This window comes from Martinezella lusitana, from assembly GCF_014207095.1.
GTDB lineage: Bacteria > Pseudomonadota > Alphaproteobacteria > Rhizobiales > Rhizobiaceae > Rhizobium > Rhizobium lusitanum_B.
Genome location: NZ_JACHBG010000035.1, coordinates 18,658 through 39,771 on the forward strand (window position 1 = coordinate 18,658; position 21,114 = coordinate 39,771).

Consider the following 21,114-nt stretch of genomic DNA (forward strand, 5'->3'; position numbering starts at 1 on the left):
GTTCCCTCTTTTGTATTTATGTGAAGTCTATCCGTTGAACACGCTTAGATGGCCGGCGAATAGGATGCCGGGTTCATGATCATGACCTCCTGCCTCTGGATGGCATCAAGCGCCCAGACACAGGCGATGAAGGATTGCCACTCCGGATCGGCATACATGGCCTGGCGACGCGCTTCGCGGTCCGCCAGGCTGTCATAGGCCCACATCAGAACGGTGGTGTGCAGAGTGCCGATCTCGGAGACGTAAAGCCCGACGAAACGGTTGAGATGGCGCTTCTGGATCGGCAGACCCTCGGCCTCATACTTCTTCATCCATTTGTCGACCGTGCCCGGTTTGAACGTATAGGTGCGGTGTTCGAGGATCATTGCTTATTCCCTTCAGGCGTTCAGGATGAATTCGGCACACTTCTCGCCGATCATGATGGCGGGCGCATTGGTGTTGCCGCTCGAAATGACCGGCATGATCGAAGCGTCGGCGACGCGCAAACCATCGATGCCGTGCACCTTGAGCTTGGCATCGACGACCGCCATCGGATCATTGCCCATCTTGGCGGTGCCGACCGGGTGGAAGGTGGTCATGGCGGTGGCGCGGAGCCATGCGGTAAGCTCGGCCTCGTCCTTTGCCGTCGGGCCAGGAGCCAGTTCGAGGCCGCGATAGCCGTCGAACGCTTTCTGGTTGACGACATCGCGCGTCAGCCTGATGGCGTCGATCATGGTACGGATATCGAACTCGTCGCGCAGATAGTTGGCGAGAATCTTCGGCTTGTCGGTCGGATTGGTCGACCGCAAGGTAATCTCGCCGCGGCTGACCGGATTGACCGGCCCGACGCGAATGGTGAAGCCATGATTGGCCTCCACGCGCTGCTTCTTGCGAAACGGATTGGGGAAATGCAGGTTGGCCGTCTTTTCCAAAGCCGGCATGAAATGCAGCTGGATATCTGGCGCCACCAGCCCATCGTTGGAACGAATGAATGCACCAGCCTCATAGGGAAAGGTTGTGGTGATCCCCTCTCCGAACAGCATCCCCTGCGCAACTGCGGGGATCAGCTTGTCGGCACGGAGGTCGCCGAAGAGCGTTATGGGCTTGCTGCACTCCCAGCTCATCACGCAGTCGACATGGTCCTGTAGGTTCTTGCCGACCCCTGGAAGATCAAGAATCGGTTTGATTCCGAGCGCCTTCAATTCGTCCGCCGGACCGATCCCCGACAGGAGCAGAGCCTTGGGCGTATTGACGACCCCCGCCGACAATACGATCTCGCCGGCGGAGCGCGCCACCGATATGGTTCCGGCTTTTAGATATTCGACACCAGTTGCGCGGCCGTTCTCTATCAACAGCCGCGTGGTTTCAGCCCCGGTGATAACCGTAAGATTGGAGCGATGCATGGCCGGACGCAGGAAGGCCCACGAGGTGGACCAGCGCTTGCCCTTTCGAATAGTGAAATCGTAACGGCCGAAACCTTCCTGAGTTTCACCGTTGAAGTCGTCATTCAAAGGGTAGCCTGCCTGCTGACCGGCTTCGCAAAACACATCCATCAGCGGATTGTGCCCGCGCGCGCGGCAGACAGTCAGCTCCCCATCGTCGCCATGAAACGCCCCATTGCGTTGCACGTGGGATTCCGAGCGGCGAAATGCCGGTAGAACTTCCTCATAAGACCAACCGGGCAAGCCGAACTGCGACCAGCGATCATAATCGTGGCGATTGCCGCGGACATAGATCATGCCGTTGATCGTCGACGTGCCACCGAGAACCTTGCCGCGCGGCCAGTAGAGCGAACGGCCATTGAGGAAGGGCTCCGGCTCGGTGTGATAATGCCAGTTGTAGATACCGGAGTGAAACAGCTTGCCCATCAACATCGGCAGGCGAAACAGCGGATTCCGATCCTTGCCGCCGGCTTCCAGCAGAAGGACGCGATTCTGGGGATTTTTCGACAGGCGATTGGCGAGTACGCAGCCTGCGGAGCCGGCGCCTACAATGATGTAATCATATTCGGGTGAAATGCTCATAATTTACCATGCGACGGGGCTCGCGCCCCTCGCCTCAAGATAGGAATTGCAAAGAAGAAATGGATTTTCGCGGCCAAGCACGCGCTCTGCGAAGGCCGGATGATCACGCAGAACCAAAGCATAGCTACCGTGCTCGCCTTCGCTGAGGCCGGCTGCCGCAAAGATGTCGGCTGCCGCATCGCCAAATCCGATAAAGACCATCGACTGATCGCGCTCACGCAAGGTGGCAATCACCTTGAGCATCAACGGCCGCCAGAAAGGCAGATGTCCCCTCGCCTGGTGCGGATCTATATCGACCTTGAAACGCGAGAGCGTCAACGATGCATTGAGCAGAAGCACGCCCTGGCGAACCCAACGGTCGCCGATCGCGCTTGGCTCCTCAAAACCGTGATCCGGATCGCAAAGCATCCGCCGCACGTCCGGCCAACGCGCGAAGCTTTCTGAAAGGCTTTGATCGCCAGTCCGTGCCGCGGCGATGAGCTGCATGTAGGCCCGAATGCTCTTCGAGAACATCTTGTCGAGCTCGTTCCATGAAGCGAGATTGCCGGCCTCGAATGCGCGGCCGGTTGCAAAGCCCGGCTCGGGATAAGGATCCTGCCCTAGGATCATGCAGCGCACGTTCTGCGGCGCGATGCCATCGAAGGCTGCGAGCGCGTGTGCGCCTTTCGGTTGTCCAGGAAAATGACGTCCGCGGCGCGCCGGGAAGATCGGCTCCCAGGCCTCGAATTCCAAATCTCCGCCGACGCGATCAAAGTCGTCGCCGATATCGCCGAGTGCTACACGCCAGTCGGACGGCAGATCCGCCTCCCAACCGGCAAGTGTTTCCACCATGGCATCTCTTAACGTCATTGGCACGAAATCGTCTCCCCCGCGTTTTCGCTTGTTGAGTGGAGACTAGACAAAACCTGACCAAAGTGTCAACTTACTATACATAGAAAAATGACGCCTTGGTCAGCTTTTCCTGATCATATCGTCAACTTTTTGGACGAACGCCAAAGCCCGCTTTTCAGTGGAAAAGCGGGCTTTGGCGACCGAGCGCTGTTGCCATTTTCAAGCGTCGGTTCAAAGCATAGGACATGAGAGGACGGAGCGGGCATGCCACGGGAACATAAGGATCCGGACGAAAAAATCCGCGAACGCAACATTCGGCTGATCATCAAGGCCGGGATAGAGATCTTTTCGCGAAAGGGCTATGACGGTACGCGCATCGCCGAGATCGCAGAGGCGTCCGGTCTGCCGAAGGCGAATGTCTATTATTATTTTTCGTCGAAAGAACAAATCTACACAGCCATTATCGAGCACTTGCTCGAAGGATGGGACAATGCACTGAAATATATAACAGCAGACCGGGAGCCGGCGGAGGCTTTCCGCCTCTATATCCGTGCCAAGCTCGACTATACTCGAAAGAACGTCGCAGAGAGCCGCCTCTTCGCAAGCGAAATCATTCAGGGCGCCCGCTTCCTGAAAAAGAAGGATCGCCAGCACGTCCGCGATGTCACCGACAGGCATGTCGCAGTGGTGGAGGCCTGGATCGCCGAAGGGAAGATCCTGCCGGTCGATCCCCGGCATCTGTTCATCATGCTCTGGGCCTCTACGCAATTCTATGCCGACTTCGAACCGATCGCTGCCGACGGACTGAAAAAACCCCGACTGAAGGTTGAGGATTACGAGATGGCTGCAAAAACGATCGCTGAAACAGTGTTGCGAGGCGTCCTTCCGCAAGGCTGAACGGCCGCTCTAGATAAGCCGCGTCAAGACAGACTTGGTCAAGCGCCGCGACGGCTCATCGGCGAATCGCCATAGCAGATATGAAATGCAGATCAGGAGCAGCACAGTTGCGGCGACAACAGCTTCCGGCGAAGCTGCCGATCCAACCCTATTGAAGATCACATAGCCGATATGCTGATGCAGCAGATAGAGAGGGTAGCTAATGCCACCGAACGCAAGCAGCACCCCTGCGGGCAGAAGCGATCGCTGTCTCCTTATCGCCAGTGCAATGATTGCGATAATGGCGAGGCAGGAGAGACTGACCACAAGATCACTATAGCTGGTTCCATAGTTGACGCGATTCCATTGCGTCAGCTCCATCGACTGATAGATCGCAACCATGACTGATAGAACAAGCAGGACGACATTGCGGGTGCGATACCCCTCTCGGAATATCATATAGAGAACCAGGCCGGCGCAAAAGAACCCGCTTTCATCGGTCAGAAAGAGATGGCGCATCAAGACACTGCCGAAAAACATCCGATCTATGACCGAGACGAGAAGCCAGCCAAGAATAATGATCGGGTACGTCTCGCGTTTGAACCGGCCCAACATCATCAGCACAAACACCCAGCCGTAGAAGACGATCTCATAAGAGATCGACCAGTACGAGCCATCCATAAGCTGCTGCCCCAGCAATTCCGGCTTGATGATCAGATTGGCTGCCCATTGAAAAATGGTCGCGTTGAGATGCGGCGCGCCGCAACCGATGACGATCAGGAACGTCAGCGTCATGCAAAGTACGAACATCGGATAGATGCGTGCGAAGCGGGCGATGCCGAATTGCATGGGCGTTCGCCCTTCCGCCGAATAAGCGATGACAAAACCGCTGATCACGAAGAACATCTGCACACCCAGATATCCGTATTTTAAAAGCCATTCCCAAGCCGTGAGGGACATATCCGTCACGCCTAGCGTGCGCCCTCGAAATCCGAAGTGGAAGAGCACCACCGCAAGTGCGGCCAGCAACCTAAGTTCATCAAGAACGCCGACGCGAGCACCCTGAGCGACATGTTGCTGCTGCGTCATGGCGATGTCCAAATCATTGTAAGCGCATGGAGGCCAAACCAATCCTGAGCTTCAGCAGCCATACACTCAGCCGAGATTCGGAACAAGAACAGGGGCCTTGCCCGCATACGCCATTGGCACAGAAGCCAATGAGAGAAGCCCACTCCCTCTCAAGCTCGGAAAGCCCTTTCGACCTCGCCCTAAAGCGAAAGGACGCAGATCTTCGATCAGGAGCTGATCGACTGGAAATCCAGCTCACCGGAAGCCGCGCGCACGGACGAATCGCCGCCCAACTCACGGCGGACCATCAAACAATGTCTAGCGGTAACATGTCTCGGAGGATAGAAGTTCGTTGTGCTGGCGGCAAAAGTAAAGCGTGTCGTCCGGCTGCGGGCTAACACTTCTTCTCGCCTTGTCCTGAACAACCTGAAGGCAAGGTCGAATGCGGCGTGAAAGCCGCATGACCGCTACAGAGATTCTCATGAAGTCTCTGGATAATGCTGTTGGGCGGGCAGAGGGCAATAAGGGATGTCGCCATCCCCGTCCCGTCATAGTCCGCGCAATCCGATCGTCTGACTGGAAAGCGTCTCGATGAGACTTAGTTGCCGCGGCTGCCGTTGACAGCAAAAGCGATGTGCGAACGCGAAATACCAAGGTCGGCAAGCGCGTGATCGTCCAATGCGGAAAGTTCGCGGATTGCTCTACGAGCCTCGGTAAAACGTTTAATCTTCTCAATAACTCTCATTTCTGTCTCCTTTGTTTCTGAGCGCTAAATAAGCATTTACCCGCCTAAATAAAATGCACATGCCTGCAGGAGAGGCATGCCGCTTTTGCAAGGCTCACTAAACGCTTTGGCAACCAAGCAGGCGAAACAAAGGCAGGGCAAAGTTCCTATTTGGCTGAACGCGCCACTGGCCGTACCTCATCAGGTCAAGGACTTCATCCGCGCTAATGGTGATAGACCCGTCGTCATTGTGAGCGACAGCGACGAAGACGTGCACTAGCCAACGGCAAAGCCGACTGCAACGCCGCCACAGATGGGCGCGTGTCCGACGACAATGGTTTTGGGGCATGGTATCGTCGCCGGACGCTGCACTGTCCGGCTCGCGGGTGGTGTCCGAGCCGGTATTTAGAATATTAGCATCTACCACAGGTTTAGCGAAGCTGCCCGGATGGGCAGGATCGCCCCACCATCCGGCCTACCTCGAAAGTTCATCGGGCGGAGCTCTGTCTATTGCTTGCCCTATCGTTGACAAGCACTGTCGGCTGCTGTTTCAATAACGTCTTGTGATCTCCATGCCGCATTCGTGAATCTATGATCCGGGCAGATAGCGCTTTCCCATCAAGAGGTTTCGCAGAGCAGTTCCTGGCCGTTGTGACATCGGCCATACCGCTGAGCGGCTGCTGTTTTTATAGGGTCGACGAAGGACGCCACGTCCTCGATCATCAGTTGCTTAACCTGTCGTCTTACTGGAAGCAGCGCTACTATCATCACTTCTGGCGCGTCGATCCGCTTCATCCAAAACGGGTCTCGGATGCTTCGTGCCGGCTGCAGGTGTTTAGTCGAGAGACGGCCGAAGAGAATTTGGGAACGCTTGAATATTTCGAGCAGTTTTTGAAACCGCAGAACACCGCCTATCAGACCGAACTATATTTCTGGCTGGGGACCCGAATGGTGGCCGGCGCGTCCTTGCTGCGCAGCGCCTCCGAAGGCGCCTTTACCACGCAGAATATCGACTTTCTCGACAAGTTCGTCGCGTTCACGGAACGCAACCTGTTCTTTCTCAATGAAGAAGAGGAGTGGACGTGCGATGGCTTTGCCGAAATGACCCCACGCGAGCGCGAAATCGCATCGTTCATCGGCGAGGCCATGTGCAACAAGGAGATCGGCCGGCGCCTCAACATTGAGCTGCCGACCGTCAAGACGCATGTGAGTAGGGTTCTCGCCAAAGCGGGTGCGCGCAGCCGGGCGGAATTCATCAAGAAGCTGAGATCACGCTGAGGGATATCTTTAGGAGGCGCGGCGGCGATTAAAAGATCGGCTTGGCTCGTTCGATCGGGAACGATTAAGGGCTATGGCTATGGCAAGCGGTCAAACATGGCTCGACCGCCTGTCCGCCGCGCCCGCTACGCTGCCCTTTTGCCGGCAACGCCCGACTGCGGCCCGGAAATGGATGCGACGCCGATACCGATCGCTGCGGAAAGCGGTATGAGCCAGGGCGCGTAGTCCAACAGACCGAGGTTGCCGGTCAGCGTCGCATAGTTCATCACCACCAGAACTGCCACGATAGCCAGCCCCGCCGTTGCCAGCAACCCGATCGTCAGATCGAACAGGAAACCCGCCTCCCGTCGCGAGCTTAATGTGAAGACCACGACCGAGAGTGACGTCGCCGCCTGCAACAGAATGATCCCAAGCGCCGCAAGACCAAAGGTGCTGGAAAGAACGGTCATCAACGGATCCGCGTCGCCAAACGCAAACGCCGCCACCAGAACGGAGGTAATGGCAGAGACAACCAGGCTGGCTATATGAGGCGATTGCAGCCTTGCGTGCAGACGTCCCAGTGCCTGCGGTAGCATGGCCTCGCGCCCCAGGGCGAACAGATAGCGAGACGCGGCGTTGTGCAGGGCGATCGTCGCTGCAAGCGCACTGGTCATCATCAGGAATTCGACAGCAACGATGAAGGCCGGATGCAGATAAAGGCCAAACGCGCGGAAGATCAGCGTTCCGGGGTTCTCTCCAGCCGCCGCGACGACCTTGTCCTCACCGAAGCCAATGATGACGGCCCACATGGCGATCGCATAGAAGACCGCGATGAAAAGGACCGCGGCGATCAATGCCCGGCTGACCGTGCGATGTCCTTCCTGTGCCTCGTCGGTGTAGATGGCCGCGGATTCGAAACCCAGGAACGAGCAGAAGGCGAACATTAGACCGAGACCGAAGGAGCCGCTGAAGACGCCCGATAGCTTGAAGGAGCCGAAGGTTACAACGGCGGGACTGGATGGCCAAAACACAGACACCACCAGAGCCACCAGGATCAGGATCTCGAGCGTCAGCAACACCGACAAAAGACGCGCGCCGAGGGTAATTTCGCGATACCCCACCAATCCGACGACAAGCAGCGACAGAGCCGCCCAAACCTTCCAGGAGAGATCGAAACCGAGATTTTCCGCGAAGAACACATTGGCGAAGAAGCCGAAACCGGCCGTGCTGCCCACGACCATCATGAGATAGACGACGATCGCCACGAATGCCGCAGCGCCGCCCGCACGAGCGCCCAGCCCATGCCGGACATAGGCATAGAAGGCGCCGGAGTGAGTGACATGCGGGCTCATCCGTACGAAGCCTACCGCAAAAAGGATGAGCACGACGCCGGAAATCAGGTAGGAGGCCGGCATGCCCACGCCATTGCCGAGCAGCACCCCAAGCGCGCCATTACCGGCAATCGCCGCAAGCGGCGCTGCGGCAGCAACCACAAGAAAGAAGATATCGATAGCCCTAAGCGCCCGCCGGGGCGCGGAATTGGAAGTGGTCATCACCAGGGATCCTAGAAGGCGAGAGACGAGATGGAACCAGACGGACGTTCAGCGCTGCTCATGGCAGGGTGACACGCTTGCCTTCCAGCGGCGTCGACAAAGGCCCACGCAATAGCTGCTCATCAGGACCAAAGAATTTTGCCGAGGCGGTGCCCTTCAACGTGTTGCCGGAGACTTCGACTTCATAGGAAACCTCACCGCGGCTGACGAACTTCGCCGTCTTCCGATCCGCGGTGACTTCCACGAATTTGCCGAGAATCTTGTCATGCTTGCGGATCCAGATGCCCTTCCCATCGCTATCGCTATTGTCCGGATTGCCCGCATCGGGATTGGCCTGCTGCATGGTGCCATCCGCGTTGAAGACGAACATGTGATGGGTAAACGGCGCATCGGGCGCGACAACGACCCAGGTTCCGACGATGTCATCCCGCTTAGGCTCGGTGGCTGAGGCAAGCGCGATCGGCACGGCAGCCAAAACAAGTGTCGCGATCGCCGGAATAGCTAGCGCCCGCCGGGCCAGCGGCGGCAAAAAACGTTGCAAATTCATCGATAATCTCCCAGTTGGTTTGATTGTTCGACAGCTCGCCCAGCCGTTCCGCGACCCTTATTTTTATCTGCGGAAGCGGCTATCGGGCGGACCGTCAATTGTGGTTATCCGTTGTGCCAGGGCCGCCACAGCGCCTTGGCTTCGTTCCAATCGTCTTCGCCTTCCGGCGAAGATGGCGTGTAGCGCGCGCCGGGGACCGCGTGGTGCGGCAAGGTCCAGGTGCCGCGTTCTACCAGGCGAGCAATGTTCGCCCGGTAGATCTCGTCGACGGCGGCATGGCGCTCGGGATCCACTTCCATCCACAGATTGCTGGGATGGATGGGCCTATCGTACATGCGGGCGAAAAGCTCGGTGCGAAGGTCCTTCAGCCAGTTCGAATTGAGGTTCATGGCACGAAACTGGCGAAGCGCCTCGATATCGATGACGGCTGCGACCATCGTGTTGGCGCCGCTTGCGGAATGGGACATGATGTTGCCGCGATAATCGACGATGTGCCCGTTTCCGCCGGCGATATCGATCGGGTGCCGCGAACTCGGCGAGAGATAGACCGGACCAATGTTCGGGCAGAGCATGTAGACGCTGTTGAAATCGGCATGGGCGCGATTCTGGATCATCCAGCTTCCTCCGCCCGGATAGCCTGAACCGGTCATCGGCATCGCCTCCGACGGCCGATAGATCACTTCGGCGCCTCCAAACGCCAAAGCGCGCACAGCTTCCGGATATTCGCCGTCAGAGCAGCATATTGTACCGATATTGCCGATATCGTTGGTTCGCAGCACGGGGTAGAAGGCCTCTATCCCGTCTCCAAAGCGCTCGATCCAGCGGTCATAAATATCGTGCGGCGTGCAGCTGCGCTCGCGGCACCAGATATGGTTCTTCGCGGCTCGATGGACGACGTCGCCCTTGCGATCGATCACAAAGAGCGTGTTGAAGAAGCGATCCTCCATAACGTCGGGCCAGCGCGCTTTGCACTGCCCGATAATGTAGGTGTCGTAGTGGCGTGCGAGCTTGCCGAGCGCTTCCGTTTCCTCGCCGGGAAGATCGATGAACATTTCCCTTGCGGCCGTGACATGCGGCACGTCGAAAATCTCGTCGGTGAAACCGGTCAACGCGCCCTCGGCCAGTGCGACGACCCGCACCGGCGCGTTGATCGAGCAGATGGAAATCGACGCGTGGATCGCCTCCTCGATGGTTTCGAGGTTATGGCGGATGTGCCGCCGCTCCGCAGTTCCCGTGACGATCGTTGAAAGTCCGATCGCCATATAGGGCGCGACGTAGCCTTGCCGCTTGTCCATGCATTGCTCCTCTCACAATTGGGAAACCTGCGGATGCAGCAGACGTAGCTACTGTTCACGATGCTATCGAGCTGCTCGACCGCGGTGTCCCAACGCCAATTCAGGCGTGGACAGAGGCTAGGAGACTTGCAGAGGCGTGACTATGATACTGAGGTATTACATAGCTGGCCGTCCGCCATTGTTTTAAGCATTGGCGGCCTTCTCTATTTCAGCGTAGACGCCAGTAGGAAACCTGATCCCCCCGCCAGACCGGGTCCGGGATGGGTCGATGCCCCGATATGATAGAGACCGGGCACATGGGTCTTGTGATTGACGGATGTCTTGAACGGACGCCAGAGAAAGAATTGGTCGAGCCCGCAGAAGCCGCCATAGGGATCGCCGCCCACAAGATTGATATTCATGGCCTCCAGATCGGTGGGGGAGTAGCACCGCCTTGCGAGCACGGCCTCGTCGAAGTTTTCGATGTGGAAGCGCAGCATGGCTTCGACCCGGTCGGCAAAGGCTTCTCGCAGGGGCTCCGTCCAGCGGCCATCCGCGGGGCATTCGATTTCGCCCGCAGCGTCGCCCTTGATGAAGCGTGGTGTATCGGGCAACTGCAGCCACAGGATCGCACCGCCTTCCGGCGCGCGGCTCGGATCAAGCGCCGTCGGCTGCCCCACGCAAACGGTCGGCTCCGCCGGCAGAAGTCCGCGTTCCGCCTCATTGGCGGAGCGCGAGACGCCGTCGAGGCCCGATGTCAGATGCAATAGAGCGACCTTGCCCAATTCATCACCCTGTCGCCAGCGTGGCGTCGTCTTCAGCGCATAGTGCATTTGCATGTTGCCCTTGCCGTAGCGATAGGCCGACAACCCCTCGCTGACTTCCTGCGGCAGTGGCGCGGACAGGCCCTTCAAGAGGCTGTCGTAGAGCTGGTTGGGCGTCACCGAGGCGATAACGCCATAGCGCGCCTTCAGGCGCCGCCCATCCGCAAGGATGACACCCCCTGCCCGACCGGAGTTGTTCGTCTCGATGCCGGAGACATCGGCGCCCGTCATGATCTCGCCGCCGTGGTCACGGATCAGCCGCTCAAAGGCGCGCAACAGGTTTTCCGCGCCGCCCTTGACGATCGGGCATCCGGCCGCCTCAATGGCAAAACCGATGACCCGCGCCATTTCCGCCGAGTAATTGCTTTCCGGGCCGAGGCCGCAATGCAGCACCCATGGCGCCCAGAGCGCGCGAATCTCCTCGGATCTATAAGTCGTTTCAAGATAGCCGCGTGCCGGAGCAAGCGCTTCTCCGAACCAGGCCGCCAAGCCACGCAGGCCCCGCTTCCATGCCTCCCTTGCCACTAGCTTGGCCGTTTTGCTGGACCAGAGATTGCCGCCGAGAAGCCCAAAGACGAAGCCGGCATTGCCCGCAAACCGGCTCATGTCCGCGTCGAACGCCTTTCCATCTCCCGGACAAATCGTCTCAAAACGATCGATGTTGCTTTTGCGATCCATCGCGAGAATTGCATGACTGCCATCGGGTCGCAGCACTCCGGTCGGCAAAGGCGAATGGCAGAATTCCAGTCCGCGCGCTTCAAGATCCTTGCCGATGGCGCCGTAGGCCGGAGACGTCAGGAAAAGCACCATCGTCGTCGCCATGACATCGTGCCTGTAGCCGGAGGCGGTGATTTCCTCCGTGCGCAGGCAACCACCAATGCGGTCATTGCGCTCCACAAGCAGGACCTTTTTGCCCTTCTTTCCGAGCATGGCCGCCGCGACGAGCGCATTGATGCCACTTCCGATGATGATGTAATCCGGTTCAGCCATAATCTACCTCAAGCGGGAAAGACCCCGCCTGATATGGCGGGGCATGTTTTCTCTTTACGATGTCGCCAAGGTGCAGCGCGTCCTTTTTCGCCGCTCAGGCGGCGAGCCGCTGCAGATAGGCGTCCGCTTCCTCCGGTATGGCGAACCATGGGAAGAAATCCCTCGGATCGTTGAAGCCGTTGGCAATGCGGTGGGCAAGCGCCGGATAGGCTTGAGCCGACCCCATGATGTTGAGGACATGCGGCGGTGGCGGTGAAAGCAGCGCATTCGTCCAACCGACGACATATTGTGCATAGCTCCAATAGGCCTCGAAGGTCGCGTGCATGAAAGCCGCATCGAATGCCCTTTCTCCATGCGCCAGGATGGCGTCGAGATAGCATTTCGCCGCCTTCGAGGCGTTGTTGGAACCCTGACCGGTGATCGGATCGTTGAGGCAGACCGCGTCTGCAAGACCGAGCACCAGCGCGCCGGACGGCAGATGGCCGATCGGTTTGCGGACCGTCGGCGCGAAGGCGCCCGCCAGACGGCCGTTGTCGTCGGTCAGCGCAACATGCCGGCTGCGCTCTCCTTCCCACGGCAGAAAGGTATCGAGAATCCATTTCGACTTTTCAAGGTGCTGTTCAGGAGATGCAACTTCTTTCCAACAGTCCATCGGGCCGCCCGGAATACCCTCGAACACCATGATGTCGCAGGGGCCGGTGGTCGTGATTGCCGGGAAATTGAAGTATTCGCCGACGCCGGGGATCAGATTGAAGTTCACGGCGGAATACTCAGGGCGAGGCGTCATGCCGGTGACATAGGTCAGCGCCAACGCCCGCTGCGGTTTGTCGAAGGGCGAACGCTCCGCATCGCGCTCGAACATCTTGGCGATATCCCCCTTCCCGGCCGCGACGATCACGAGATCGCTTTGCCGGGCATAGGTTTCGAGGTCTTCGATACCGGCATCATGGATGGTCAATTGACCGCCGCGACGCTCGAACTCCGCCATCCAGCGCGGTACCTTTACGCGCTGATCGACGCTTAGCGCCGGACCATCCAGCTTACCGTTCCATTCGATCGCCTTGCTGCCGGAACCGTCCGGGGCCGGCACGACGAAATTGATGGAATCCACCGTCGGACAAGTCTCGTCCCAGAAGTTGAGCCCGAGATCACGCTCGTTCTGCAGGGCGGCATCGAACATGCATTGGCTCGAAAGCACTCGTCCAACGGCGATTTCCTCTGCCGTCCTATTTTGCACGACATGAACCGCATGGCCTGCATCCAGAAGACCACAGGCAAGCTGCAGTCCCGATTGGCCGCCACCGACGATGGTGAAATTCCGCTTTTTTGTCATCTCGCTCCCCTTATCTCTTTGAAATCGTGACACTCGGCACTCAGTCCATTAGTCGCGGAATCGCCGGTTCGTTCCGCTCTGGTCCCATTGCCGTGTAACCGCCGTCGACGCGGATATCCGTGCCGGTGATGAAGCTCGCATTGTCCGAAAGCAGGAAGGCGACGGTCTCCGCCACCTCCTCCGGTCCGCCCGTACGGCCCAGAAGATGAAAATCCTTCGCAACGCTGTCGGCCTTCTCACGAGTGTTCTTCGTGAGTTCCACCATGACGTTGCTCCAGGTCCAGCCCGGCGACACGGCGTTGACGCGAATGCCTTCCGGTGCAAGATCCATGGCCTGATTGCGGGTGAGCTGCAGGATCGCCGCCTTGGAAACGGGATAGACCCAACGCCCGGTCTGGGCGACGCGCGACGAAATGGAGCCGAAATTGACGATGGCGCCTTTGTTTTTCGCGAGATGCGGACGAGCGGCCTGCATCAGCGCAATCGATCCCAGAATGTTGACATCGAAGGCCTTGAGCCAGTCGGCGCGGGTGGTGTCGGCGCCATTGTCGAGATAGGTGCAGGCGACGTTGACAAGAAAATCCAATCGGCCGGTCGCCTTCACTGTCTCGTCGATCAGAGATTTGATGTCATCGTCGCTAGTGATGTCGGCTTTGACGAAACGGACATTCTTGCCGCAGCGCTCTGCTGCCGCCTTGCCGGCTTCGCTATTGATATCAGCAATGACCACCGACACCCCGTAATCAGCCAGCACCTTGGCAACGCCTTCACCGATCAGCGTAGCGCCGCCGGAGACAATCGCAGTTTTACCTTCCAGTCCACGCATGGACATTCCCCTTCTTGCTTTCGGTTTTTAAAAGATGAGATCAGGCGACGGCTGCCGCCGTCAGAAATGCGCCGTTGCCGTAGAGCAGCGGGTTATCCCGCCCTTCGGACAGATGCGTGGCCGCGACCTGACCGATCAGGATGAGATGGGTGCCGAACTCCTTGATCTCGGCGAGCTCGCATTCGAACGTCACCGCCGTGTCGTGCAGCACCGGTGCGCCTGTCTCGATCGCGCGCCATTTGCCAGAGGCGAAACGTTCTTCCCGCACGAGGCCGGCACGGCCGGCAAAGACCTCTGCGACATCCTGCTGATCGAACGACAGCACGTTGACGGCAAAAACGCGGGTGCTTTCCACCACCGCCGCAACGGAGCTGTTGCGGTTGACGCAGGCGACCAAAGATGGCGGCTCGGTCGAGAGCGAACAGACCGCGGTCGCGGTCAGTCCGCAGCGCTGACCCGTACTGTCGATAGAGGTAATAATCGTGACGCCGCCAGCCAGCTTGCGCATGCCGGCGCGGAATTCCTCGTTACCCATCTTTTTCGTTCCCTTGGCGAATGGATTTTAGATCCATTTCATGCTTAAAATTTCCCCGATGTTCCGGCGAAGTGGAGCGCACGGCAATCCAGATTGCGCGAGGCGATATCCAGATTCGGCAACAGGCGGCCTGAAACCTCACTTTCGAAAGCAATTGCGGCGAAAGCAGTCATGGGCGGAATGATCGGAATAGAGGCACTACGATCGAGCGGCGACCAGCGGGTGGACACCTGCGATGTCGACGACGCGCGTATGGCGATCGGACAGATCTTCTGCCCGCACTTCCTCATGGTAACAGGCAAGGCGGAACAAGGTTTTCATGCGCGCCATCGCTTGGTGAAAGAGACCGGCTACTCCATCAATCTCGTCTCCTACGGTGCCGAAGTGGAGATCGATCCGGGAGAGCTTTCCCGCTTCTTTCTGCTCCAGATCCCGATCAAGGGTGAATCCCTGGTGAAGTGCGGCACAAGCCAGACGCTGACCGTTGCGGGCAAAAGCGCCACGCTTCTGTCTCCGACACTCTCGACCCGGATGCTTTGGAAGGAAGGCTGCGAAAAGCTGATCGTCCTGATGGAGCGCGGCGCGGTTGAAGATTATTTGAGGAAACTCATCGATAATGAACCCGGCAGGATTGAGTTCGATGCCGCTGTCGATCTTACTTCGCCCATCGGGCAAGGCATCTTGCGCCATGCGGATCTCATGCTGTGTTCCTCGCTCGAGGCCAATATGCCGCTCGCATACAAAACCATGCTCCGCGATGGATTGACGAGCCTGCTTCTATCCGGATTGCGGCACAACCATCAGCCGGCCCTCGCAAGACCCGCACCGGACGGTGAGCCTATAGCCGTTCGCAGAGCAGATGAATACATCCGCTCAAATGCGACGCATGCAATCACGACCGGCGATATTGCCCAGGCTGCCGGCATTCCCCTGCGCACATTGCAAGACAGCTATCGCCGGGCTCGCGGACACACATTGCTCGAGGCTGTACAGAGCGCTCGCCTCGAAACACTGCGCCGGACGCTGCTTGCGGGCGAGACCGACCTTACCGTCGCAGATGCGGTCTTTGCTTGCGGTCTTGGCCATCTGGGCCGTGCGGCATTCGCCTATCGCGAGCGCTTCGGCGAAAGCCCTTCCGAAACCTTGCGCCGGACGAAAAACTGACCAAGTTTGATAACAGGCTGTTTCCGGCCCGAAGAACAGACTGGGGTACGACCGTCGACCGCAGTCAACCCTATCCTCATAATCAGGTTTAGACATTCAGGGTTCGAGGTCGCCAGTCCCCGACGGCCACTTTACCACGGTATCTTCCGGTCCAAGCACACGGCCATCCTGCGAGCGCAGCTCAAGCTTTCGCACAGGCATCCCGACCTTGCGATCGACGAGAAGCACATGCTTCTCGTCGGGCTCGAAGAAGAAGTCCTCTCCCCATTGCCGCAAAGCGACCAGAAGCGGGAAAAGGCCGCGGCCCTTCTCCGTGAGTACATATTCCTGATAGGGACTTCCATCCGATGCCGGCACCAAATCCATGATACCGTGGGCCACCAGATTGCGCAGCCGAGCCGAAAGAATGTTCTTCGCAAGCCCCAGGCTCTTCTGAAATTCACCGAAACGCCGCAGACCGCTGAAGGCGTCGCGGATGATCAGCAGCGACCACCAGTCGCCGATCGCGTCCAAAGGTCGGGCGACGCCACACATTGAATCCCTGTGACTAATTCTCTTTGCCATTTCGTTCAGCCCGCGCTCCATGCATCGGCGTTCGGACCGCCTCTCGCGGTCCACTCTGGCTGAGACATAAAGGTTGCAAACTAAAACCGCAAGTGATAGCCGTTTCGTGGTTTTAATATGCAACCACGGAAGCCACGCAATGAAGCGGCCGCGGAACGGGAGTTCACATGACGCAGTATCGTCGAGTTGATGTTGACCGGGTTGAAGTCTTCTGTCGGGAAGCAGGTCACCCCGATCGTCCGACAACTCTGCCCCCTGCACGGATTCCCTACAGAGTCTCTCATATTTCGTAAACTGATCGCTCGATTGGTCGATCAGTTTCACCTGGCACCCATCTCTCTCGACGAGACCTAGCCAGGATCCCAACCAACCCGCTCGACACCGGTTATTGCACGCTTGAGGAACAATCCGAGGTGATCGCCACTCTTGTCAAACATTTCGCGACAACGCTTCGAGGCGGTTCAGAAAATCCACCCCATTTCCAGTCCCAACGCACGCTTCATCACGATCCCAACACGTAACTTCATCAAAGAAAGAACCAAGTCATGAACATATCGGACGCCACGTTCGGTGGCACCTTTCCATTTGCACCGCATTTTAGCCGAGCACCTGGCTTTCAAATGCACTATGTCGACGAAGGGCCGCGGGATAGCGGAGTGGTGCTGTGCCTGCACGGCGAGCCCACCTGGGGCTATCTATTCCGCCACCTGCTCCCGATTGCGAGCCAAACACACCGGGTGGTCGTTCCTGATCACATGGGCTTCGGCAAGAGCGAGACGCCGCAGGACCGCACCTACTGGCTACAGGATCACGTCGACAATCTCGAGAAATTCGTGCTTGCGCTCGACCTGCGCGACATTACCCTCGTCATGCATGATTTCGGCGGCCCTGTCGGCATGGGGCTGGCCAGTCGCCAACCACACCGAATTCGAAGAGTCATTTCCGCCAACGCCCCAACACCATTCGGCCAAGCCGATCTATTTGAGCGGATCACCGCCAATGCGGGCACCGCGCCCTGGTTCCAATGGATAGCGAAGGCCAACAAAGACGGCAGCCTCGATGCGGTGCTCGAGCAGCTTTCTTTCAGCATCCTCAGCACGTTGAAGCTCAACGGCTTCGAGAACAACGCAATCATTACAGATCAATGGCTCTCCGCCTATGCAGCCCCCTTCGCTACGCCGGCCGACTGTCTCGGTGCAATCGGCTGGGCGAAAGGGTTCGCGACAGGCGCTCACACGTTCGAGACGCCCGATGCGTCCGCTGATCGTGTGATCCGTGCCAAGCCCGCATTGGCAATATGGGGCGAAGCCGACCGCACGCTTGCGGCAGAACATTTCCTGCCGCTATTTGCATCGGTCTTCCCGACAGCCCCAGTCAAACGTCTTGGCGGCGTCGGACACTATTGCGTCGAAGATGCACCGGAAGCCGTTGCGACCCTGATCATGGACTTCATCCGTCAGTCCTGACGGCGTTCTTTTGGATTGGCATTTGATACCAAGCGCCACTGCCGCCAATGAGGTTTTAATTTAAAACTTCATTGGCGCATCGCAGGAAGACACCGGCTTCTATCAGACCAAGACGTTCCAGGCGCGTCGCGGCTCGACGGCGGGAACGTGGATACGGTGCCGACAATATCGAGCATGGGGCCAAAGCCAAGGAAGAGGTCATTCTTTGCGCAGGCGCGTTGGCGACGCCCAAGCTCCTGATGCTCCCCGGTATCGGTCCGGCGGAACACCTGTCTTCGCTCGGCGTTCCTGTTTTGCACGATCTGCCCGGCGTCGTTTGCGATCGCCGTGGCCTTCCTGTTTCACAATCGTCCGGTGCAAGGCTACCTTTTTCTCCTGGCTGCCCTCCTCGTTTCCTTCTCGCGCGTCTATCTCGGCACCCACTATGTCAGCGATATTATTGGAGGCGCGTTGACCGCGACGCTCGCGACCGCTCTTGCAAGATCGCTCTACAGGCAGGAAACACGGATTGATCGCTTTCTCACCAATATCCTGTGATTGGCGGAGAAAGGCCATTTCTTACGCGAAAACGCGAAAGTTCTCGTCATGACCCGCCCCGGCCACGCCTTTATGAAATGCTTATAAAGCGCTACGGATTTCCGCATGGAATTCAAATGCCCGATGATCCACCTTCATTGTGAAGGAGAATCCGGCCATGTCCATGAACGACCATATTGATGAAGCCGCAGGTCGCGGGACGGCAAATCCAGCGACGCGCGATATCGGCCTTTCAGGCATTCCGTCGGTCATCCAGTATCTCGGCTCCCTGCTCATGACCGGGATGGCCACCGCAATCGCGGCCGGGTTTGATCGTTATGAAGCGATACCCAATTTGTCGCTTATCTATGTTCTGCCCGTCGTCGCCAGCGGCGTCGCCTTCGGTCTAGGCCCTGCGCTATTTTCCGCGCTTCTCGGCGCCCTCGCCTACAATTTCTTCTTCACCGAGCCCCGTTTCTCTCTCGCCGTTGCCGATACCTCCAACATTTGGGCAATTGCGCTCTTGTTCGTCATAGGTTGCATCACAAGCACCATCGCAGCAACCAAGCGGCACGATTCCGCCGAACTTGACCGCCTCCATTTCTATCAGGCCAAGATGGGGGTGTACGCTCGGCAAATGCACGCCGTGAAATCTGCGCGGCAAGCCACTGAGATAACTCGATCAGTCCTGACAGCGCTTTTTGATGGCCCCGTTGCGCTCGTTTTCATAAACGGCGATGAAGCGTCGCAAGTTGAAGGCGAGGAAAAGCTCACAAAGCTCGAGATGGAAGCGGCAAAAATGGCGGCGGCGTCAAATGAAGTCGTGACCGCCGGCGTCTATCCTTTCGACCAGTCAAGGTTCGATTTCTGGCCAGCTGCAACGAAGGCGGACCACGCAATCGTCATCGGCGTCGCATTCAATCCGCAACACCGCCCGCAAAATGCCGACGCGACTGTCGAGATGATCGCATTGATGCTTTGCACAGCGCTCGATCGCCATGAGCGTGAGGCAGCCGAGCATGATTTCGACGTCGGCCGGTCCAAGCGCCAATAATGCACTGACGCTTTGCGACTGGCAACACGCTATCGCAGGGCCGGCATGACGTCCGCGGCGATTTCCCCCATGACCTCGGCTGGAGACCTCTTATCCGAGATCAGATTGAATGCGACGTGATGAATGCCTGCCTCCCGCATGGCTGACAACATATCAATCAACGCTCGCCGTCCCGATCTGGCGCCGAGATTGATCTCCTCGTAAATGGCGTCGGGTCTATCGAGCAATTCCAGGACCATCGACTGACCGAAACCGCGAAACTCCGTTGTGATCTTCAATTGCGCATTGTGCCAAAGTGCCAGCCGGTCCGTTTGCACCGGCAGCGGACGATAGTAGGTCATCCATCCGGCCGCATGCCGGGCAATCCACTCCAGCGATTGCGCCGACGAACCCACCGCCACCATCGGGATAGCGGCCTGCTGCAGAGCGGGCCTTATGGAAAATTCCTCGCGGACATTGTCCTGTTCGTCGGTCACGGCCTGATCCGGGCGCAATGCAGCGGCGAGACGCTCCCAACGAGACTGGAAGAGTGTCTTGCGGTTTTCGACATCTCTGCCGAAGATTTCATATTCACTCGGCCTGTCGCCCGAGCCTAGCCCGAGGACAAACCGTCCTTTCGAGAGCGCCGCGACCGAAAGTGCGGCCTTGGCGATATGCAGCGGGTGCCGCAATGGGAGGACGATCGCGCCGGTTGCCAGATGGATTTGGGAAGTGGCCGCAGCCAAAGCACCCAGCAAAACCCAAGGATCGGCATGCCCGATCGGATCGGGATAGCTCTCGCTATTCAGGGGAACATCCCTCACCCACAAGGCGTCGAAACCCAACTTATCGGCGTGGACTGCCGTCGCAAGCTGCGTGGGGAATTGAATATCGGCATGTGTTCGCGCCTGAGCCGGCAAGACGATGCCCAGTGAAAGCTGATCTGGATGAAAAAGCACGGCGCGTCCCGAAACATATTGCTCTCACAAAGAGATAGGTTCGATCTTCTCTGAAAAAAGAGCAATGTCACCGGGCATGACAAGTTGGTACGGAGCGCAAATTAGATGGCTCGCCTTTTAGTCGGCGAGCCATGCTTCCGTTAGGAAAGGTCCGTACTGAGATTTAGGCCGTAGCCACGCACTGCTTGACAAAGTCGCGCAGCGCCTTCTTCTCCAAGCCCTTTGCTGTGCCCTGGTCGTGGCAGGTCTTGCGCTTCACGAGGACTGGGTATTTTTGCTGAAGGCAGCTTTTGACGGCGTCCTTGCGTGCCTGACCCTTGAGGCCCTGCCCGGTCGCATCCTGCCGGCAAGCCTGGCGAGCCGTCTTGATTTCATCCTTCGACGGCATCGCCGAGGAAGGTGCGGAAGTGGACGAGGTCGCAGCGGGAGCCGGTGTTGCCGTCGTCGCAGGGGTTGTCGTTTGCGCGAAGACCATGGTTGCCGAGGACAGAGCGAAGAGAGCGGCGGCGGTCACACTTAGCAGCTTGCGGGTCATGGGCATATCCTTTTGCCTTAAGGCCATTCATGTTCAAGCCGCCGACCTCGTCAGGAGGCCGGCGTTCTTCTTGAACGATGATGATCGGCCGGTCCGTCGCTCGGACTGGCAAAAAACTTCCAACGGTGCCGTCAGCCCATTAGTAAATCACGACGCCTCTGACGCTCTTTCCGGAATGCATGAGGTCGAAGCCCTTGTTGATGTCTTCGAGCGGCATGGTGTGGGTGATCATCGGA

At 58.2% G+C, this 21,114-nt stretch carries 22 protein-coding genes and 1 pseudogene; 8 read left to right on the forward strand and 15 right to left on the reverse strand.

Annotated features, from left to right (window positions below; all coding sequences use genetic code 11):
- Positions 1-44 precede the first annotated feature (44 nt).
- Genes GGD46_RS31995 through GGD46_RS32005 form a run of 3 tightly spaced genes read right to left on the reverse strand, consistent with a single transcriptional unit; the run spans position 45 to position 2,834 of the window.
- Positions 45-365, reverse strand: a complete 321-nt coding sequence (locus tag GGD46_RS31995; RefSeq protein ID WP_184711191.1) for an NIPSNAP family protein — start codon at positions 363-365, stop codon at positions 45-47.
- Between the two features lie 12 nt (positions 366-377).
- Positions 378-2,003 (reverse strand): GMC family oxidoreductase, encoded by a 1,626-nt coding sequence (locus GGD46_RS32000; protein WP_184711193.1) that lies wholly within the window; start codon positions 2,001-2,003, stop codon positions 378-380.
- 3 nt (positions 2,004-2,006) lie between these two features.
- Entirely contained in the window at positions 2,007-2,834 is an 828-nt protein-coding gene (locus tag GGD46_RS32005) for a uracil-DNA glycosylase (protein WP_184711232.1), read from the reverse strand.
- 264 nt (positions 2,835-3,098) lie between these two features.
- Here GGD46_RS32005 and GGD46_RS32010 point away from each other — a divergent pair, with 264 nt between their 5' ends.
- Positions 3,099-3,731, forward strand: coding sequence for a TetR family transcriptional regulator C-terminal domain-containing protein (locus GGD46_RS32010; RefSeq protein ID WP_184711195.1), 633 nt, complete (start codon positions 3,099-3,101; stop codon positions 3,729-3,731).
- Between the two features lie 9 nt (positions 3,732-3,740).
- Here the strand turns inward: GGD46_RS32010 and GGD46_RS32015 are convergent, their stop codons facing one another.
- Complete coding sequence (locus tag GGD46_RS32015; protein WP_184711197.1) at positions 3,741-4,799, reverse strand: acyltransferase; 1,059 nt, start codon at positions 4,797-4,799, stop codon at positions 3,741-3,743.
- Positions 4,800-5,376: 577 nt separating this feature from the next.
- Positions 5,377-5,523, reverse strand: coding sequence for a DUF1127 domain-containing protein (locus GGD46_RS32020; RefSeq protein ID WP_184711199.1), 147 nt, complete (start codon positions 5,521-5,523; stop codon positions 5,377-5,379).
- Positions 5,524-5,599: 76 nt separating this feature from the next.
- Here GGD46_RS32020 and GGD46_RS32025 point away from each other — a divergent pair, with 76 nt between their 5' ends.
- Together GGD46_RS32025 and GGD46_RS34470 are read left to right on the forward strand one after the other, a co-directional pair.
- Positions 5,600-5,782: a hypothetical protein gene (locus GGD46_RS32025; protein ID WP_184711201.1), complete on the forward strand. Its 183-nt coding sequence runs from the start codon at positions 5,600-5,602 to the stop codon at positions 5,780-5,782.
- A 371-nt stretch (positions 5,783-6,153) separates the two neighbouring features.
- Positions 6,154-6,780, forward strand: a complete 627-nt coding sequence (locus GGD46_RS34470) for a helix-turn-helix transcriptional regulator (RefSeq protein WP_210325782.1) — start codon at positions 6,154-6,156, stop codon at positions 6,778-6,780.
- A 125-nt stretch (positions 6,781-6,905) separates the two neighbouring features.
- Here GGD46_RS34470 and GGD46_RS32035 read toward each other — a convergent pair whose 3' ends face one another.
- The 7 genes from GGD46_RS32035 to GGD46_RS32065 all read right to left on the reverse strand — a co-directional run bounded on the left by GGD46_RS32035 (position 6,906) and on the right by GGD46_RS32065 (position 14,641).
- Complete coding sequence (locus GGD46_RS32035; RefSeq protein ID WP_184711205.1) at positions 6,906-8,312, reverse strand: APC family permease; 1,407 nt, start codon at positions 8,310-8,312, stop codon at positions 6,906-6,908.
- 58 nt (positions 8,313-8,370) lie between these two features.
- Positions 8,371-8,859 carry a hypothetical protein gene (locus GGD46_RS32040; protein WP_184711207.1) on the reverse strand — a complete coding sequence of 163 codons (489 nt, stop codon included), beginning with the start codon at positions 8,857-8,859 and terminating at the stop codon, positions 8,371-8,373.
- A gap of 104 nt (positions 8,860-8,963) precedes the next feature.
- Positions 8,964-10,154, reverse strand: coding sequence for a nitrilase-related carbon-nitrogen hydrolase (locus tag GGD46_RS32045; protein WP_184711209.1), 1,191 nt, complete (start codon positions 10,152-10,154; stop codon positions 8,964-8,966).
- A gap of 203 nt (positions 10,155-10,357) precedes the next feature.
- A complete protein-coding gene (locus GGD46_RS32050; RefSeq protein WP_184711211.1) occupies positions 10,358-11,947 on the reverse strand; it encodes a phytoene desaturase family protein in 1,590 nt (529 codons plus the stop codon).
- Positions 11,948-12,041: 94 nt separating this feature from the next.
- A complete protein-coding gene (locus GGD46_RS32055; protein ID WP_184711213.1) occupies positions 12,042-13,280 on the reverse strand; it encodes a styrene monooxygenase/indole monooxygenase family protein in 1,239 nt (412 codons plus the stop codon).
- Between the two features lie 40 nt (positions 13,281-13,320).
- The gene (locus GGD46_RS32060) at positions 13,321-14,106 is read right to left on the reverse strand and encodes an SDR family oxidoreductase (protein ID WP_184711215.1); all 786 of its coding nucleotides are present in this window, start codon (positions 14,104-14,106) and stop codon (positions 13,321-13,323) included.
- Between the two features lie 40 nt (positions 14,107-14,146).
- Positions 14,147-14,641: a flavin reductase family protein gene (locus tag GGD46_RS32065; RefSeq protein WP_184711217.1), complete on the reverse strand. Its 495-nt coding sequence runs from the start codon at positions 14,639-14,641 to the stop codon at positions 14,147-14,149.
- A 171-nt stretch (positions 14,642-14,812) separates the two neighbouring features.
- Between GGD46_RS32065 and GGD46_RS32070 the strand changes: the two genes are divergently transcribed.
- Positions 14,813-15,805 carry an AraC family transcriptional regulator gene (locus GGD46_RS32070; protein ID WP_246806522.1) on the forward strand — a complete coding sequence of 331 codons (993 nt, stop codon included), beginning with the start codon at positions 14,813-14,815 and terminating at the stop codon, positions 15,803-15,805.
- A 96-nt stretch (positions 15,806-15,901) separates the two neighbouring features.
- Here GGD46_RS32070 and GGD46_RS32075 read toward each other — a convergent pair whose 3' ends face one another.
- A complete protein-coding gene (locus GGD46_RS32075) occupies positions 15,902-16,369 on the reverse strand; it encodes a winged helix-turn-helix transcriptional regulator (protein WP_184711219.1) in 468 nt (155 codons plus the stop codon).
- Between the two features lie 545 nt (positions 16,370-16,914).
- Here GGD46_RS32075 and GGD46_RS32080 point away from each other — a divergent pair.
- The 4 genes and pseudogenes from GGD46_RS32080 (at position 16,915) to GGD46_RS32095 (ending at position 19,405) form a co-directional block, all read left to right on the forward strand.
- Positions 16,915-17,835: an alpha/beta fold hydrolase gene (locus GGD46_RS32080; RefSeq protein WP_184711220.1), complete on the forward strand. Its 921-nt coding sequence runs from the start codon at positions 16,915-16,917 to the stop codon at positions 17,833-17,835.
- 71 nt (positions 17,836-17,906) lie between these two features.
- Positions 17,907-18,101 (forward strand): annotated as a pseudogene (locus GGD46_RS34600) (GMC family oxidoreductase N-terminal domain-containing protein); the annotation flags it as partial.
- A 61-nt stretch (positions 18,102-18,162) separates the two neighbouring features.
- The gene (locus GGD46_RS32090; RefSeq protein WP_313206350.1) at positions 18,163-18,372 is read left to right on the forward strand and encodes a phosphatase PAP2 family protein; all 210 of its coding nucleotides are present in this window, start codon (positions 18,163-18,165) and stop codon (positions 18,370-18,372) included.
- A 157-nt stretch (positions 18,373-18,529) separates the two neighbouring features.
- Positions 18,530-19,405 (forward strand): DUF4118 domain-containing protein, encoded by an 876-nt coding sequence (locus GGD46_RS32095; protein ID WP_184711222.1) that lies wholly within the window; start codon positions 18,530-18,532, stop codon positions 19,403-19,405.
- Between the two features lie 29 nt (positions 19,406-19,434).
- Here the strand turns inward: GGD46_RS32095 and GGD46_RS32100 are convergent, their stop codons facing one another.
- Together GGD46_RS32100 and GGD46_RS32105 are read right to left on the reverse strand one after the other, a co-directional pair.
- Positions 19,435-20,343, reverse strand: coding sequence for a TIGR03571 family LLM class oxidoreductase (locus GGD46_RS32100; RefSeq protein WP_184711224.1), 909 nt, complete (start codon positions 20,341-20,343; stop codon positions 19,435-19,437).
- A gap of 163 nt (positions 20,344-20,506) precedes the next feature.
- Complete coding sequence (locus GGD46_RS32105) at positions 20,507-20,878, reverse strand: PsiF family protein (protein ID WP_184711226.1); 372 nt, start codon at positions 20,876-20,878, stop codon at positions 20,507-20,509.
- Between the last annotated feature and the right edge of the window lie 236 nt (positions 20,879-21,114).